The sequence below is a fragment of the Paenibacillus sp. FSL R7-269 genome (assembly GCF_000517865.1).
GTDB lineage: Bacteria > Bacillota > Bacilli > Paenibacillales > Paenibacillaceae > Paenibacillus_AQ.
The window spans coordinates 104,805-120,277 of the sequence record NZ_ASPS01000030.1; the positions used below are offsets into that span (position 1 = coordinate 104,805).

General features: G+C 52.1%; 14 protein-coding genes. 4 read left to right on the forward strand and 10 right to left on the reverse strand.

The window, feature by feature from the left end; translation table 11 throughout:
• Positions 1–190 precede the first annotated feature (190 nt).
• Both C162_RS15445 and C162_RS15450 read right to left on the reverse strand, forming a co-directional pair.
• Entirely contained in the window at positions 191–1,120 is a 930-nt protein-coding gene (locus tag C162_RS15445; protein WP_051493539.1) for a tyrosine-type recombinase/integrase, read from the reverse strand.
• A gap of 36 nt (positions 1,121–1,156) precedes the next feature.
• Positions 1,157–2,068, reverse strand: a complete 912-nt coding sequence (locus tag C162_RS15450) for a LysR family transcriptional regulator (protein ID WP_036695391.1) — start codon at positions 2,066–2,068, stop codon at positions 1,157–1,159.
• Between the two features lie 119 nt (positions 2,069–2,187).
• On the opposite strand from C162_RS15450, the gene C162_RS15455 reads away from it, so the two are divergent.
• Entirely contained in the window at positions 2,188–3,462 is a 1,275-nt protein-coding gene (locus C162_RS15455; RefSeq protein ID WP_036695393.1) for an APC family permease, read from the forward strand.
• Between the two features lie 98 nt (positions 3,463–3,560).
• Here the strand turns inward: C162_RS15455 and C162_RS15460 are convergent, their stop codons facing one another.
• Together C162_RS15460 and C162_RS15465 are read right to left on the reverse strand one after the other, a co-directional pair.
• Positions 3,561–4,934, reverse strand: coding sequence for a DUF4179 domain-containing protein (locus C162_RS15460; protein WP_036695394.1), 1,374 nt, complete (start codon positions 4,932–4,934; stop codon positions 3,561–3,563).
• On the reverse strand, positions 4,931–5,467 hold the full coding sequence (locus C162_RS15465; RefSeq protein WP_051493541.1) for an RNA polymerase sigma factor: 537 nt from the start codon (positions 5,465–5,467) through the stop codon (positions 4,931–4,933). Before C162_RS15465 ends, C162_RS15460 begins: the two co-directional genes overlap by 4 nt.
• Before the next feature lie 135 nt (positions 5,468–5,602).
• On the opposite strand from C162_RS15465, the gene C162_RS15470 reads away from it, so the two are divergent.
• The gene (locus tag C162_RS15470) at positions 5,603–6,553 is read left to right on the forward strand and encodes an alpha/beta hydrolase (RefSeq protein ID WP_036695395.1); all 951 of its coding nucleotides are present in this window, start codon (positions 5,603–5,605) and stop codon (positions 6,551–6,553) included.
• Positions 6,554–6,778: 225 nt separating this feature from the next.
• On the opposite strand, the gene C162_RS15475 is transcribed toward C162_RS15470, so the two are convergent.
• From C162_RS15475 to C162_RS15490, 4 genes are all read right to left on the reverse strand, one after another.
• Complete coding sequence (locus C162_RS15475) at positions 6,779–7,135, reverse strand: hypothetical protein (protein ID WP_051493543.1); 357 nt, start codon at positions 7,133–7,135, stop codon at positions 6,779–6,781.
• Between the two features lie 112 nt (positions 7,136–7,247).
• Positions 7,248–8,468: an aminotransferase class I/II-fold pyridoxal phosphate-dependent enzyme gene (locus C162_RS15480; RefSeq protein WP_051493545.1), complete on the reverse strand. Its 1,221-nt coding sequence runs from the start codon at positions 8,466–8,468 to the stop codon at positions 7,248–7,250.
• 289 nt (positions 8,469–8,757) lie between these two features.
• Entirely contained in the window at positions 8,758–9,762 is a 1,005-nt protein-coding gene (locus C162_RS15485) for a hypothetical protein (RefSeq protein ID WP_036695396.1), read from the reverse strand.
• Entirely contained in the window at positions 9,759–10,274 is a 516-nt protein-coding gene (locus C162_RS15490; protein ID WP_051493546.1) for an AAA family ATPase, read from the reverse strand. Before C162_RS15490 ends, C162_RS15485 begins: the two co-directional genes overlap by 4 nt.
• 75 nt (positions 10,275–10,349) lie before the next feature.
• Between C162_RS15490 and C162_RS36635 the strand changes: the two genes are divergently transcribed.
• Entirely contained in the window at positions 10,350–10,523 is a 174-nt protein-coding gene (locus tag C162_RS36635) for a hypothetical protein (protein ID WP_179090462.1), read from the forward strand.
• A 157-nt stretch (positions 10,524–10,680) separates the two neighbouring features.
• On the opposite strand, the gene C162_RS15495 is transcribed toward C162_RS36635, so the two are convergent.
• Complete coding sequence (locus C162_RS15495) at positions 10,681–12,465, reverse strand: ABC transporter substrate-binding protein (RefSeq protein ID WP_036695398.1); 1,785 nt, start codon at positions 12,463–12,465, stop codon at positions 10,681–10,683.
• 145 nt (positions 12,466–12,610) lie between these two features.
• On the opposite strand from C162_RS15495, the gene C162_RS15500 reads away from it, so the two are divergent.
• On the forward strand, positions 12,611–13,852 hold the full coding sequence (locus tag C162_RS15500) for an MDR family MFS transporter (protein WP_036695399.1): 1,242 nt from the start codon (positions 12,611–12,613) through the stop codon (positions 13,850–13,852).
• A gap of 227 nt (positions 13,853–14,079) precedes the next feature.
• Here C162_RS15500 and C162_RS15505 read toward each other — a convergent pair whose 3' ends face one another.
• Complete coding sequence (locus tag C162_RS15505; RefSeq protein WP_268748802.1) at positions 14,080–15,447, reverse strand: FAD-dependent oxidoreductase; 1,368 nt, start codon at positions 15,445–15,447, stop codon at positions 14,080–14,082.
• Positions 15,448–15,473: the final 26 nt, after the last annotated feature.

Genomic DNA, 15,473 nt, shown 5'->3' on the forward strand with positions numbered 1-15,473 from the left:
TACAAGCCGCGAAGACGCGTTAAGCGACTAAAGTGATTATGCGGTTGATTTCACAATCCGTTTTTCCCTTTCTCATGGTAGCAATTCATAGACAAGTTGTCATCCTAAAAATGCACATTCCATGTAATTTATGCGTTAGGGTATGAACAAAAGTTCATAGTTCAAGTGATATGAATGCTGGACAGGCAGATTACAGGCTGCCGCTTAGCTTATCAGCGCTGCTGATTTGCAGTCGGGACATCGCCTCTTCCTTCTCCCGGCTCGTGATATGCGTATATACTGTAGTTGTCTGAATGGACGAGTGACCCAGCAGCTCTTGCACCGTCCGCAGATCCGCACCCTTTCGCAGCAGCATGGTGGCAAATGAATGCCGCAGCTTATGGCTCGAATAGGTACGCTGCTGGGAAGAGGGCAGTTCACTCTGGAAGCGGCTGAAGGTATCCGCAGCAATGCCTTGAATTCCCCGGATCGACAGTCTGCGGCCCTTCTGCGAGATGAACATGGCCTCCTCTTGGCTGCGCCAAGGGACCAGCCGGTCGGCAATCGCCTGATCGAGATAAGGGGCTACATCCTCCGGAACCGGAATGCCCCGCCATTTGCGCCCTTTGCCGAAGACCCGCAGGGAACGTCTGTCTACATTATAATCACTCAAATTCAGCGTATGTACTTCCCCTACCCGCAACCCCATGTAGGACATAAGGAGGAAGACCGCCAGATTGCGGCTTCTGTACTTGCCGTCAACCGCCGAGAGGAACCGCTCCAGCTCTTGCTCCTCCAGATAGACCGGCTCACGGTTTTTGTCGGTCTTGGATTTCTTGATTCCTGCCGCCGGGTTAATAGATAACAGCTCCAGCTCCGACAATGCCTTGAACAGACAGTTGACCGAGGCATGCTTGCGGTTACGGGTGGAATCGCTGACTCCCCGCTCACGGACCGAAGTCAGGTAGGACACCACATGAAGCTTTTTGACCGTCCCCAGCTCCCTGCCGTTCAGGCTGTCCAAGAATTCCCGCACATCGGCAAGGTAGGATTTCTGGGTGTGTGCTGTATAACCGGCATCCTTCATCCAGATCAGGAAAGCCTCCAGCTCTTCTTCGTATGTTAGTTCCAGCTCGTTCATGATCTGTCCCCCTCCCTCTTAAGTACAACTATTATATCATTCCTCCGCAGCAGCTTCTCTCCATCCGGCAGCATGCTTCTCTACCATTCCGAGGAACTCGCTGAACGCAGGAGACTTCCATTTCTTGTTATGGTAAGCGATCTGGGTAGCTACCCGCTGCGACTGGTCATTCCAGTTCAGCCGGCCCAGCTTGCCTTCCGCCAGCTCGCGCTTCACCGTAATCTGCGGCAGAAAAGAGAGGCCGAGACCGGCCATCACGCACTGCTTGATCGCTTCAATGCTCCAGAACTCCAGCTTCGGATCAGGAAAGACGCCGTGGCTGTTCAGATGACGTTCAAACAAGGTGCGGTAGGTGCAGCCCGCCTCGGTATGCAGAATGGTTACGTTCTTCAACTGATGCGGCTCCACTTCAGCAAGCTCCAGCAGCGGATGATCCAGCGGAGCCACCAGAGCCATAGCTTCATGGATCAGCGTCTCACAGTACATATCCTTATACTCTGTTTCCGGCTGCAGCAGGAAGGCCAGATCCAGCTCCCCGGAGCGGATGAATTCGGTCAGCTCCCAGCAGGCCCCCGGCTTCAGGGTAATCTGCACCTGCGGATAACGGCTGCGGAAATCCTTAATAATGCCGGGAAGCCTGAAGGCCGCCAGGGATTCCGGTGCGCCAATCCGCAGCGAACCGGCAATTTCGCTCTCAGAGCGGAGGGCATTCTCAGCCATCGTGTGCATTTTGGAGATTTCTTGAGCATACGGCAGCAGGCGGCGGCCTGCATCGGTAAGCATAATCTTTTTGCTGATCCGGTCGAACAGGGGTTGCCCCAGCTCTGCTTCCAGCGCCTGTATCTGAGCGGTAATGCTGGACTGGGCATAATCCAGCTTCTGCGCAGCGCGGGTGAAGCTGCCGGTCTCTACCACAACGAGAAAGGTGAACAGATGCTTAGATTCCATGGCGGACCTCCTTTGATCCATCGGTTTTTCGAATGGATGTTATTTGATAATTCCGTTTTTCCAATGGATCTATTATCTGATACTCTATAACTAAATACAAGGAAAGCGGGATTATACATATGAAGAAACACACTTCTTTAGGGCGTACCATCGGCATGCCTCAGGCAATCGCCTTATACATCGGAGCCGTCCTTGGCTCGGGGGTATTGATTGTACCCGGACTGGCAGCCGAGATAGCCGGCCCTGCTTCGCTGCTGGCCTGGGGCTTCATGACCTTACTCATTCTTCCGCTTGCCTTATCCATGGGCCTGCTCTCTGCCAAGTTCCCTAACGCCGGGGGCGTCTCCCATTTCGTTACACTAGCCTTCGGGCCGAAGGCCGGGGCCCTGGTCGGCTGGTTCTTCCTGATGTCCGTTCCGATCGGCGCGCCAGTCGCCGCATTGACTGGTGCAGGATATATGACGGCAGCGATGGGCTGGGGCGATCCGGCGAGAATCGCTCTTGCCGCCGGGATGCTGATGATTGGACTTCTAACGAACTGGATTGGTATGCAGGTCGCCGGTAAAGTACAGATCGCTGTGGTGATTGCAATTATTGCCGTACTGGTCTTCTCTTTTGCCGCTGCGCTTCCGGGGATGGAGCGTGCTCACTTCACTCCATTTGCGCCGCATGGCTGGATGAGTGTCGGGCAGGCGGCGGCTATCCTCTTTTGGTGCTTCATCGGCTGGGAAGCTGTTTCGCATCTGTCCGAAGAGTTCAAGGACCCTGAACGGGCTGCGGTCAAGGGTGTAACCATCGCGGCCATCATTGTCGGCATCCTGTATTTCCTCTCGGCACTTGCTACCGTAGGTACGCAGAGCTATCTGCACGGCGGGGCAGATAGCTCCCTGCTCTGGATCATCAGCCAGCCGCTGGGGGCATGGGGTGGCTTCATCGCCGGGCTTACCGGTCTCTTCATCTGCACGGCGACAATCATTGCCTATGCAGGCGCAGCTTCACGCGTGGCTTATGCCTTGTCCCGGCAAGGCTATGCTCCGGGCTGGATGGGCCTTTTATCGAGTCGTTATCAGACGCCTGTGGGGGCAATCGGCTTCCTAACGCTCTGCTTCACCTTGATATTGTCGCTCTACGGCAGCGGAGCACTCTCGATAACCACGCTGATCACTTTCCCCAACGCCACCTTCATTCTTACCTATATCGGAGGCTGCGCCGCCGGAATCCGCCTCTTGCGCGGCAGCCGTACGGGCGTAACGATCAGCTTCATTTCTTTTGCCGCCACACTGGCTGTGTTCCCGTTTACAGGCTGGGCGATCCTCTACCCGCTGCTGATTACGGTGGTCTTTGCCGGGGTGGACTATTTGAGATACGGGGTAAGGCGTGTGGGGGAGCCGTGAGGGGAATTTAAAGTCACTTCCTTCCAACACAAACAGGCCGCGCCCATCCATGGCAGGACAGGCGCAGCATTTCTTTTATAGGCGATGAATTTCAGCAGCTATGGGGTCCACTGAACCGGAATCCGCAGACGGAATTGCTGTATATCCTCCGGATAGGAAAAGTACCGGGCCATAATCTCAAGTTTATCGGAGGACTGTACGGGCGGAAAAATCAGCTTAAAGGCTAATTTATCCCGGCTAATACGCACCGGCTGTCCTTTGGGGAAGATTGGATGTCCCTGTTTCTCCTCTAAGTAAAGTGAAGTGATCTGGCTCATCACCTGACTGGCCTCATAATATACAACCGTCTGCTTCTCCTCATAATCAATGGAAGTCACCTTCACCGTTCCTCCTTCATTGCCCTTCAGGGTTATAGGAAATGATCCATTCAGACGCTGGCGGTCCTCTGTCTGCTTCACTGCTCCATTCTCTAGTGGTTCAATAACGATCAGGGTCACATGGGCTGGCTTAGGATTTAGCACTGTTAGCGGTGAGAAGTTAAAGTAGTAATAATCATTGGTTGCGCCTCCTCCCTGATCCGTGTACAAGGTTCCTATATCATCCTGGAGTATAACGTTCAGCTGATCACGAGGGTACAGATTCCGCACAATCACTTGTGTATTGACTGGGCCAAGGGTCAGCTTCTCCAGCGTATATAATGACTTCTTGTAAGTGAAATTTAGATCTTTGGGATACACGGTTGAAGTCAGCGCTGCACTCTTACTTGCATCCAGCGGGATGGTGAGATCCCAATTTCCTTTGGTGACTCCGATTGCATTAATGGTCATGTCCAGTGTCAACTGCCCGGGCAGATCCTTATCTCCAAAAGATTGCCGGGTGGTCCCTACAAAGGTGTGATCTCCTGTAATCGTAAAATCATGCGTGTAAATAGACTGCGGTTCGTGGCCTCTCAGATGTAGTTCATAGTAGACTTCCGCGTCCTTCTCTGAAATCGGCGGTGAGGACGCCGGATAAGTCACTTCGTAATTAAGCACCAATTGAACACCGTCATAATACACCTCTGCCATCTCAAAAGTGATCCCCCGATCCTTGGCCTCAAGGCCCACGGGACTGCTCAGCTGCTTCTGCTCTATAACTTTGAGGTTTGCTGTGTACACACCTTTGGCATACAGATAATCGAAGAACGGAATGACGCGTAGCGCCTCTGCTACCGTGGGCGAGATGAATCCGATCCCAATAATTGATCCGGCTGTAACCGTCAGCGCAGCTGTGACACTGATGATCCACTTCTTGTACGATGATAACTGGTGTCTGCCCCTTGGAGCTTGCTTTACTCCTCCTGTATGTAGTTGCCACAATTCATCAAAATGAACAGAAGAAGGCATACTGTGTATCATGTGTTCAGCTTCCTTTTGTAATTGTACGATTACTGCCTCAGATTCAACATCCAGCCTGTCCTTAGCTGTCGTCATTTAAGACCCTCCTTCATCATCAGCACGCAGGGGTCAAGTTCACCGCATTCTCTCAACTTGCGCAGTGCCGCATGAAGCCTGGATTTACAGGTTCCCAGCGGAATACTTAATACCTCTGCGGTTTCTGGAAGCGATAATCCGGCATAATAGTGCAGGGTGATCACTTCGCGCAGCTTCGCGGACAGTTGGCTGACCGCCTGCCATAATTCCAGCTGATTCTCACTATGCAGAGCGAAGCTCTCGGCGGAGTGCTCTTTTCCCTCTATAGGAACGCCCGCCAGCAGTTGTATCCACGTCTTCCTGCGTAACAGATTACGGGACGTATTGACGGCAATCCGGTACAGCCAAGGCCGAAGCGGCCTGGAGGGATCGTACAAATGGTATTTTGCAAAAGCACGCAGAAAAGTCTCCTGGGTAATATCATCGGCCAGCACCCGCTGCTTGGTCATCATAAGGGCAATCCCATAAATATAAGAGGAGTGTACTTCAAACATGTCCTTGGCCTGTTGTTCTGTGATGGGATAATCCTTCACGCTCGCTTCCCCCTTTCATACTGGATATACGCTTTGACCCGGGCTATCCGTTCGCTTTACGTTTCAGAAACTTGTCAGGCGGTTATGGATGAGGAGAGCTAGACCTAATCTGCTAGAAGAAGGAGACTGTAACCTATGTCTGATTATAAAAGAGTGATTCTTGAACCAGCAGCTCAGAAATTCGCCGATGATAATGCCAAGCCTCCCTTCCTGACCGATCTGGGTCCGGAAAAAGGCCGCGAAACGGTCAACACCGTGCAGGCTGACGATATCGAAAAACCCGAGGCAGATCTTCAGGATCTGACCGTAACCGGCGGCCCCGGCGGTGAAGTGAAGGTCCGCATTGTTCGTCCAGTAGGAACTTCCGGCACTTCCCTGCCGGTGATTCTCTATATTCATGGAGCAGGCTGGGTATTCGGCAACAGCCACACGCATGACCGGCTCATCCGCGAGCTGACTGTGGGTACGGGCGCTGCCGTGGTATTCCCGGAATACAGCCTGTCCCCGGAAGCCAAATATCCTACAGCCATTGAAGAAATCTACGCGGTCCTGGAATGGATTACCCGTGAAGGCTCCATGTACGGACTGGATGCAACCAGACTGAGTGTGGCCGGAGACAGTGTCGGCGGCAACATGACTGCTGCCATCACCCTGATGGCCAAAGAACGCAGCGGTCCGGCTATCTCTAAGCAATTGCTTTTCTATCCGGTTACAGATGCTTCCTTCGATACCGAATCGTATCATCAGTTCGCGGAAGGCTATTTCCTCCAGCGCGAAGGGATGAAATGGTTCTGGGATCAATATACCACCGATCCTGAGGAGCGGGCACAGATTACGGCCTCTCCGCTACGGGCCAGTCTGGACCAGCTTAGCGGTCTGCCGGAAGCCCTGATTATCACAGGTGAAGCCGACGTGCTTCGTGATGAAGGGGAGGCCTATGCGAATAAGCTTCGCGAAGCAGGCGTTCCCGTTACGGCTGTGCGTTTCCAAGGCATTATCCACGATTTCGTGATGCTGAACGCGCTGGCAGGCACTAAGGCTAACCAAGGAGCTTTGCTGCTGGCAACAGCTTGGTTGAAGCACTAAGTTACTAGAATATATCGTTATCCAAGCGGAAACGGCTTTGCCGTCCTTTTAAAGGACGGTACCGTTTCAGCGAGAAATAGAAGGATAATTTATCGTGTAAAACATATAAATTCTTATATTTCAAAAAATTCAAGCCCGTACCGGAGAATTCCAGTGCGGGCTTGATTACATATATGAGGTTGCCGGAACCGGCAGCAGTCCGATTGAGAACAACCTTCGGTCCGTTTATTTCCGCTGGGAATAGAACTCCGCTGCTTTGATCAGCATATCCTTCAGTGAACTGAAGGAAGTAGTCTTCGATACATGCTCATCGAGCTGACCCTGCGGGAGCGATTTTATCTCCTCTGCCGAGCCGGCAGAGAATCCTCCTTTTTGCAGCAGATCCTTCAAGGACTCGAAGGGAGTGAACTTTTGCAGAAAAGAACTTGATAGCAGCTGCTCCAGCGGCAGCTTCTGCAGCAGTTGCTCGACAGGCAGCTTGTCCAGCGGTAATTTCTGCAGCAGCTCGTAGGCACGTCCTTCTTTAAGGGAACCGACTACTCCTTGTATTTTATCGCCTAAGCCTCCAATGTTAAATCCCATAAGGTCAACCTCCTGAATAACTGTAGTTGATCCTTATTACCCCGAATTCAGATCAGCGAATTATATAGGTTGACATAATATTGATTATGTTACTCTGTGGCACTTTTCAACCTCACTTGCCTGAACGCAGAAACTCCCCGATCCTCCGGGTGGCTTCTAACAGGCGTTCTTCTTCCTCAACCAGTGCGATCCGCACATACCCTTCCCCTTGGCTGCCAAAAGCATCTCCCGGAATGACCGCTACTCCGGTTCTCTGCAGCAGATCATGCGCGAAGCGGCGCGAACTTCCGGCTTCTCCTGCACTTCCATAGGCATCCGGCAGTCTTGCCCAAATAAACATAGTAGCTTCCGGCGAGGGTACCGCCCAACCTTCAATGTGTAGCGCCTCTACCACAAGATTCCGCCGCCGCTCATATAGCGAAGCCACTCCTTGTTCTGGCCCGGAGACCATCGCTTGCTCCAGCGCGACAACCGCCGCTTCCTGAATCGGCTCGAAGACGCCGTAATCTACATTGCTTTTCAGCTCCCGCAGCGCCCCGACGGCCTGAGCATTACCCGTCATGAAGCCGATGCGGCAGCCAGCCATGTTGAAGCTTTTGGAGAAGGAATGAAATTCAACAGCGGTGTCCCGCGCCCCAGGCACCTGGAGGATGCTGATCGGCTGATATCCATCGAACCCCATCTCTGAATACGCCAGATCATGCACAACCAGCACATCCCACTTACGGGCAAGCTCCACAAGCCGCTCCATATATGCCAGATTCACCGTAACCGAAATTGGATTGCCGGGAAAACTGAGCAGGATAAAAGCCGCTTCGCGCCAGACCTCCTCAGGAATACTGTCCAGATCCGGCCGAAACGTATTCTCCTCCAAGAGAGGCAGCATCCAAGACCTAACCCCTGCTATGGCGAGCGCCCCTGAATAAATGGGATAACCAGGGTCCGGCACAATCGCCAGATCGCCGGGATTACAGATGGCCAGGGCCAGATGCGAGAGTCCATCCTGCGATCCCATCAGGGAGACGATTTCCTCCTCCGGATCTACCTCCGCGCCAAATCGCCACTGCATCCATCTCGCCGCCTGATTACGGAACGCCGCACTTCCCTTGGACGACGGATAAGCATAGCTATCCTCCCGCAGTACCGCATCGCTTAATGTCTGACGAATCCCGGGCAGAGGCCCCCGGTCCGGACTGCCAATTCCAAGATCGATGATGTTAAGTCCCGATTGCCGGGCTTCCGACTTCCAGGCAGCCACCTCGGCAAAGATTGATGATCCCAGATGAGCCAGCTTGTCTGATCTCCATTTATGCTGCTTGCTGCTTTGAATCAATGGACTCCCTCCAGCGAATGTTTTTTTAAATAGTATAGCATGGGTTCCAATCCGAAGAGGAGAAAGAACAGACACATTCTCTGCAATACTCTTTACATGGATTATAATACCATTAATAATATATTATTCTACTAAAAGCACTCTATTTAAGGTGACAACTAGTGCGAGAAGACATATAAAAGTCGATCTGAAGTGAAACAGCGTATAATTTATGTTATACGCTGTTTTTTTAGAGTAGAAAGGGCCGTTTTTCTGCTGAACAAATATGATTTGTTGATTCAGTATGAATTCATTCAGCCTCTTCAGTTATGTAATCCATGTTGGACAGTCCTGTTCGTACACAAAGTCCCCAGCCAAACTGCTCTGTGTTCATCACTTCGGCGTAAATGGTGTTCATTCCGGCTTTCCACTGAACAGGCACCCTGGCATAATCTGAATAGATACGCCCATCACTCACAGGAGGATTCCAACACCAGGTTCCTTGGTAGATTTCTTCTTCATTAACCCACAAATGCACTTGGTCACTGAAACTGAGCGTTATATAACTCTCTGCTTCTTCAGCAAGATGAAAGGTACTTCTTGCCCGCACCACACTCCCTTGCTTAGCAGTGAAGCGGCGATTGAAGTTCAGGATTCCATTTTCTTCTACAACGGCTTTATTCCAGTCGTCCCCAGTTGTTGCAGAAACCATCCATTCGGTTACAAAGGTATCGGCGGACAGCTGCTTTAGATCAGTTTCCCTTCGCGGGATTGGGGCTGGTTGTATTTCTTCGATGACAAGATTGCGTATGTAACAAGGGGCGAATCCCCAGAACCCTATCCTTCCGGCAGGAACTCCGTGCTGAAGATTAGGAATCACCAGTTGAGGAGCGGAATCTTCACCCATATAGACCCTTGCACCTTCCGGCTGCACCTCCACGGCAAAATTCACCCATTTCCCCGTCGTATTGGGTAACGGCTTCTGATACTTAGGGCCATTGTGAATTTGCCAGGTCATTGAGCCATTCATAACGGGGTCGTATTGAATTTCGATTGGAGCCAGATAGACCAGCTCATAATTACAGGCATCTTTAGCACCGAATAGAAGTCCAACAAAACCTATTTCTCCAGGAATCGCAACCTCAGCTTGAAGACGATAGCAGGGAAAAGTAATGTCCTCGCGAAGAAACACGGCGGAACCTGCTTGTTCGAGATATGCCGCTTGACGGCCCTTATAGCTTCCCGTGCGGACGCTATAGTCTCCCCATTCAAACCGCTCCAAATCATTCCAAAGGGTAAAAGATAATGGATTCATTTGTCCTCCTCTGTTGATTTGAGATCTCTTATTATAGGTAGAAATTCCTTTATGATTGCATCCACATCCTTCCCATTCGTATTCAGCTTATGTGTATTCAGTTCTTTGTAGTTCTCTAACCGGTTGATGCTATTCTCGATTTCACTCTCGCTTCTTCCATCCTGACGCATACGCTTTATTAACTCTTCTTCAGAACACATTAGCGTAACTTTTATTAGCTCATATCCCTTTCCCTTTAAGCCTGCAAGAATTTCCTCTAATATACTTTCCTTATGAATCACCCAAGAGAAGAATACGTACTCGAACATAGAATTGTCAAGGTACTGATTGAGTATATAATGAATGTTATTCATTACCATAGTTTTGTTCTCTTCGGTAACCTTCCAAGGGTTCATTTGCCAGCACCAATCTCCATCAAGCCACACCGAATGTTGTAATTCTTTATATAGCTTACTGACAATCGTACTTTTTCCGACTCCCATGGTTCCGTTTACGATGACAAGCTTTTTCATAATGCCCTCCTTCGAATGATTTTTTAGCTAAATAAGGCATAGGATAGAGTATTACTGATGAAAGTGGGAACTCACATGTCCAAAAATAAGCGTGGCAAAGCACTTTACACTACCCCCTCGCGGGCCAGGGGCACCTGTCCGATTTGCGGAAGCACCCGAATCAAGCTTTTGTATTTCGGCAAGGGCCCGGCGGGTGAGAAGCTGACAGTCTGCAAAAAATGTGACGGCAAGCAGCAGCAAGCGGTCTGAACTAATGCCCCTCATTCCCGCCTCGCGCCGACTTTCTGCGAATTCAGGGGCATTAGCATAACGCTAACCGCCAGCATCAAGCACAAAGAAACGGCTGCTTGCCTTGCCCTTCATGACAGCAGCCGTTTCACAATTAAGCAAGTCGGCTAGAGACAAATTACTGAAACCCCGATTTCACCCACAGCTTGGAGATATCCAGAAATCCGAAGGAGCCAGCCTGTAGACCAAACAGATTCTGACTTAATTGCGCTTTTTTATTCATGTGACAGCCATACAGTACCCATCCGTTATCACGCAGCTTGCCTTCGGCCAGCTCCAGCACCTCTGCCCTCTCCCCGGCGGCCAACCGGGCGAAAGGCTTTAGCACCTCTGTGAGCTCAGATTTCTGGCTGTCCAGCAGCAGGTGATGCAGATAATTGGACTCATTGCGAAAATAATTGATCATCCCCCACTGCCAGTCATCCTCCAGCACTTCTTCGCAGATCACAAGATCCGCATGGCTCACCAAGTCCGGCAGTTCATAATCTGCTAAAGGATACAGCTCAAGCTGTAATCCAATCTTCCTGCTGCGCTCCTGCAGCCAAATTCCCTCATCCCGATCCTCTTTACAGGGCCGGTAGGCCAGCTTCACTACCTCTCCTCTGTATCCGCCGTCCTGAAGCAGCACCTTCGCTTCCTCTAATAACGTTTCTACGAACTCCCGCTTACTGCTCTGCCAGGGAAGGAAGCTGTCTGCCGGCATAATCCGGTTGCCTCCCAGCTCACGGATCAGCGCGAGCTGATTGTAGAGAATACGCATGGCCTGCCGGACTGCGGGATGATGGTGTACGCCTTCTTTTCGAAAATTAAACAGAAGGTATCTGCACCCGACAGCCGGATAATCGATACTGTGGCTCCTCCCCTCCTCTGCTGCGGCCACACTGCTCAGACTGGTACTGGCACCCGTCAGCTGATATTGACGTACCCCCGAGGCCAAATGCGGCAGGTACCAGATCTCGACCCGGTCCAGCAGTGGGCGGATTCCGTAGTAAAGATCGTAAGCGCTGAGTACAAGCACATCCTGGCTCAGATCCACTACCTGATAGGGCCCCGTGCCGACCGGATGCGCGGCGAAATCCACATCGTACGGAACAATCGACATATAGATCGAGCTGAACAGATGCAGGAAGAAGAAATTAGGCTGCACCAGATCAAACCGGATAACGTAATCCCCCTCCAGCTCCACATGCTTGATATCCTCAAAATGACAGATCGCCGGACTTTTAAGTCCGATCAGACGCTGGAGGGTTTCTTTTACATCCCGGGAAGTCATCATGCGGCCGTGGTGGAAGCGCACCCCCTTGCGCAGATAGAACAGGTAACTCGTACTGCTCTCGTTAGCCTCCCACGTGTGGGCCAGCCCCGGCAGGAAAACCCCGTTCTGTGCATCATAGGTAATCAAGGTACTGCAAATATGCCCCAGCAAATAGGTCTCAAAAGCGGTGTATACGGTAGCCGGGTCCAGCTTTTCCATCGCACGGTTACGGGAGATCCGCAGCACCTCCTGCCCGGAAGTGGAGCCGGGTTCGCTCCAGAAGCCCATTTGCTTATCTAGAACCGCCAGCAGGCGTTCTTTGAGCGGCTCGTTAACCGGGTATTGACCAATCAATTCGATGGCAGGCTTAATCCGGCCTTTGTTGACCAGCTCCTGAAATCTCTCCTCCAGCACCTCATCCACATGACGTAAAAAAGTCATTAGCGAGTGATTCCCTCTCCCTCTCCCAGGTATCCAGGCAATCAGCTGCTGCTCCTCCAGCTTCCGCAGAATAAACTTCACATTGCGCGGTGTGCAGCACAGGATACCGGTCAACTGCTCAATCGTCACCGGAATCGGCTGCTGGAGGCTATATACGGGAGCCAGGGCTGCGGCCAAACAGAGATAATGCGTGCTGCTGGTGTCCATAATCTCAATCTCCTTTTAAAAGGTGAAAAGTTACATATAAACCTTACACTTTTACTTCCCCCTTTGTTCTATACAATTATACATAATCATTCGATATGAAGCATGCTTCATAATCAAAAACATGGACTAGGAGACGGGGATTCAAATGAAACAACATCTGCGCCACATTCACCCGCTGGCCTGGACCATCATCATCGGAACGATGTTCGGCCGGCTGGTTACTTCAATGAGTATTCCTTTTCTCTCTATTTATCTCACGCAGGTGCTTGGCGCGTCCGCTACCCAGACCGGGTTCACGGTGGCCGTCAGCTCGTTGGCAGGGGTAATGATTAGCTTCTACGGCGGTTATATCTCGGATGTGATCGGGCGCCGGATCGTCATGCTGGTCTCTGTGTTCGGTTGGGCCTGCGTATTCTTCGGCTTCGCCGCAGCGCAGCATCTGTGGGTCTTCTTCCTGGTGAACACGCTCAACGGACTGTGCCGCGCCGTATTTGAACCGACTTCACGGGCATTATTGTCGGATATTACCCCGCCGGAACAGAAGCTGCTGGTCTTCAATCTGCGGTATGCGGCAGTAAATCTGGGTGTGGTCTTCGGCCCGATTATCGGCCTCCAGCTCGGCTCCGCCAAGTCCACCTTCCCGTTCATGATCGCCGGGATCGTCTATATCGCCTATGGCCTTGTTCTCTTCCTGCAATTCTCGGTCCACCGTGCCAGCCTGCCTGTGCATGGAGAAGCCCGGACCCCGAAGCTGCTGGATGCGCTCGCAGTCACCGGCCGGGATAAGGTATTTCTGCCCGTTCTGCTGGGAACCATCTTTTGCGTACTCGGGTATGGCCATTTCAGCTCTACACTGGCGCAGTACCTCGCGATGAACCCCCATTTCAGCAATGGCAGCCAAGTTTTCTCTTATATGCTGTCGCTTAATGCAGTGACGGTGCTGGTCGTTCAGTATCCTATTGTGCGTACAGCCAGCAAGTTCCCGCCAATTATCCCGCTGATTCTGGGCAATGTCTGCGTAGCCCTTAGTCTGCTGCTGTTCGGGATGCCTGGAGGGGTACCCCTACTGATGTTCAGCGTGGTTCTGTTCACTATCGGGGAAGTCCTGCTCTTCACGATGATGGATATGCTGATCGACCGGATTGCCAAGCCGGAGTGGAAAGGCACTTACTTCGGTACGATTGGCTTCAATAATATAGGCAGCGTCATGGCGCCTATTCTCGGAGGATTGCTGCTGGATCATTTCGGCGTTCTGAACGGGCCCGCTGTATTCGTACCGCTTGCGCTGACCACCGCGTTCGGTCTTCCTTTCCTGATTACCGCGCATAAAAGACTTCGCATCCGCGAAGCCGCCGAAGCAAGTGCACAGCGTGAGCTTGGTGCTTGAGGTATTTGAGACTAAGATAAACCCCAGACCTGCTGTGAAGCGGGGGTGGGGTTTATTGATATATACTTATCATTGTTTTTAACTTTTGTGATCGTCTCTAATAATCAATTAGTTAACATAATATTTGTTATGTTGCTAAATAATGATTATACTGCAACTAAAGCGCCCATGGACCCTCCCAGTGCCCAATGTGGTCGGTTTTTCGATTACATTCCCGCTCCATAGCTCTACAATACAACCCCATCCCGCTTCAGCTGCTCCTGCAGCTGCGGAATATCGAGCGCCTGCGGCTTCACCCCTGCGGCAGCCGCGAGCGCTGCCGCTGTTCCGGCTGCCTGGCCCGTAGCCATGCAGCTTGGTGTCAAGCGGGTCGTGGCCAGCGCTTCGTGCGAAGTCGAGATGCATCTGCCTGCGGCAAGCAGATTGGACACATTGGCGGATAGCAGACAGCCGTACGGAATATCGTACGCGCCGTCTCCGGCGATGAAGGAGGCTGTTACCCCCTTGCCGGACGGATCATGAATGTCGATCGGGTAGCCGCTGCGGGCAATGACATCACTGAACTTCCGGCCTTCTACGACATCTTCTTGGGTCAGCTGGTAATAGCCTTTGATCCGCCGCGATTCGCGGATGCCGATCTGTGGCGCAACTGCTGAGATCGAGGTCCGTTCGAAGCCCGGAACGTCGCGCTTCAGAAACTCAGCCATGAGCAGAACCTGCTTGCGGCCCTCCTGTTCCGCCAAGGTCAGATCCTCTGCGCTCGTTGCGTCCAGCCCCTGGACGCGGGTGCAGTTGATCAGCACCTCGTCGTCTGCCGGACCGGCAAAGAACAAAACCTGATCACGGTTGATCGGTACCTCAGCACGTTTCCATTGCGAGTAGAATCCGCTTACCCCGGTGAGCGGCAGGTCCGGCAGCTCGGCAATCGGCGTTTTGCTGTAGAACTCTTCGGGATGGCTGATCATATATGCCTTCACCTTATGCAAATCAACGCCGCGCATTCTGAACTTCATCGTCATCGGCTGGGAACGGTTATCCCCCTCCCGGCCCTGCAGCGTTTCGGCCCCGGACAGCTTGGCTACGTCGGCATCTCCGCTGCAATCCACGAAGATACGCCCCGTAACAGGCGTGCGTCCAGATTTGTTAGTCACGACGACATGTTCAATGACGCCGTCACGGGTCATCACCTCATCCACAAAGCTGTGCAGCAGCAGCTTCACCCCGGCTTCGCGCAGCATATCTGTAGCTACCACCTGATAAATCTCAGGATGGTACGGCGTCAGCGTATGCACGAAGCCGACCGTATCCCGCAGATGGCCCGGCGAACCGCCGCTGGCCTGCAGCCGGTCTACAATTTCCTGGGCGATGCCCTTAATGACCTGTTCACCTGAGTCTGTGTGAAAGGTCATCCAAGGATAGACCATAGCAGCGGTAGACATTCCGCCTACGAACCCGTATCGTTCAATGAGCACCGTCTGCGCCCCCAGCCGTCCGGCGGCAATAGCCGCCGTGATTCCTGCCGGGCCTCCCCCTACAACAACGACATCTGCCTCTATTGCAGGATTCATATCATCTACTCCTCTCTGGTATGTTATTCCTTCCTGGTATGTTATTCCTTTCT

Bases quoted from the DNA above. Each gene is read 5' to 3' on its own strand.
- C162_RS15475 (WP_051493543.1), bottom strand. From the start codon at position 7,135: ATGGGATTTAACATTGGAGGCTTAGGCGATAAAATACAAGGAGTAGTC.
- C162_RS15485 (WP_036695396.1), bottom strand. From the start codon at position 9,762: ATGAATCCATTATCTTTTACCCTTTGGAATGATTTGGAGCGGTTTGAA.
- C162_RS15495 (WP_036695398.1), bottom strand. From the start codon at position 12,465: ATGGACACCAGCAGCACGCATTATCTCTGTTTGGCCGCAGCCCTGGCT.
- C162_RS15490 (WP_051493546.1), bottom strand. From the start codon at position 10,274: ATGAAAAAGCTTGTCATCGTAAACGGAACCATGGGAGTCGGAAAAAGT.
- C162_RS15445 (WP_051493539.1), bottom strand. From the start codon at position 1,120: ATGAACGAGCTGGAACTAACATACGAAGAAGAGCTGGAGGCTTTCCTG.
- C162_RS15450 (WP_036695391.1), bottom strand. From the start codon at position 2,068: ATGGAATCTAAGCATCTGTTCACCTTTCTCGTTGTGGTAGAGACCGGC.
- C162_RS15460 (WP_036695394.1), bottom strand. From the start codon at position 4,934: ATGACGACAGCTAAGGACAGGCTGGATGTTGAATCTGAGGCAGTAATC.
- C162_RS15470 (WP_036695395.1), top strand. From the start codon at position 5,603: ATGTCTGATTATAAAAGAGTGATTCTTGAACCAGCAGCTCAGAAATTC.
- C162_RS36635 (WP_179090462.1), top strand. From the start codon at position 10,350: ATGTCCAAAAATAAGCGTGGCAAAGCACTTTACACTACCCCCTCGCGG.
- C162_RS15500 (WP_036695399.1), top strand. From the start codon at position 12,611: ATGAAACAACATCTGCGCCACATTCACCCGCTGGCCTGGACCATCATC.
- C162_RS15455 (WP_036695393.1), top strand. From the start codon at position 2,188: ATGAAGAAACACACTTCTTTAGGGCGTACCATCGGCATGCCTCAGGCA.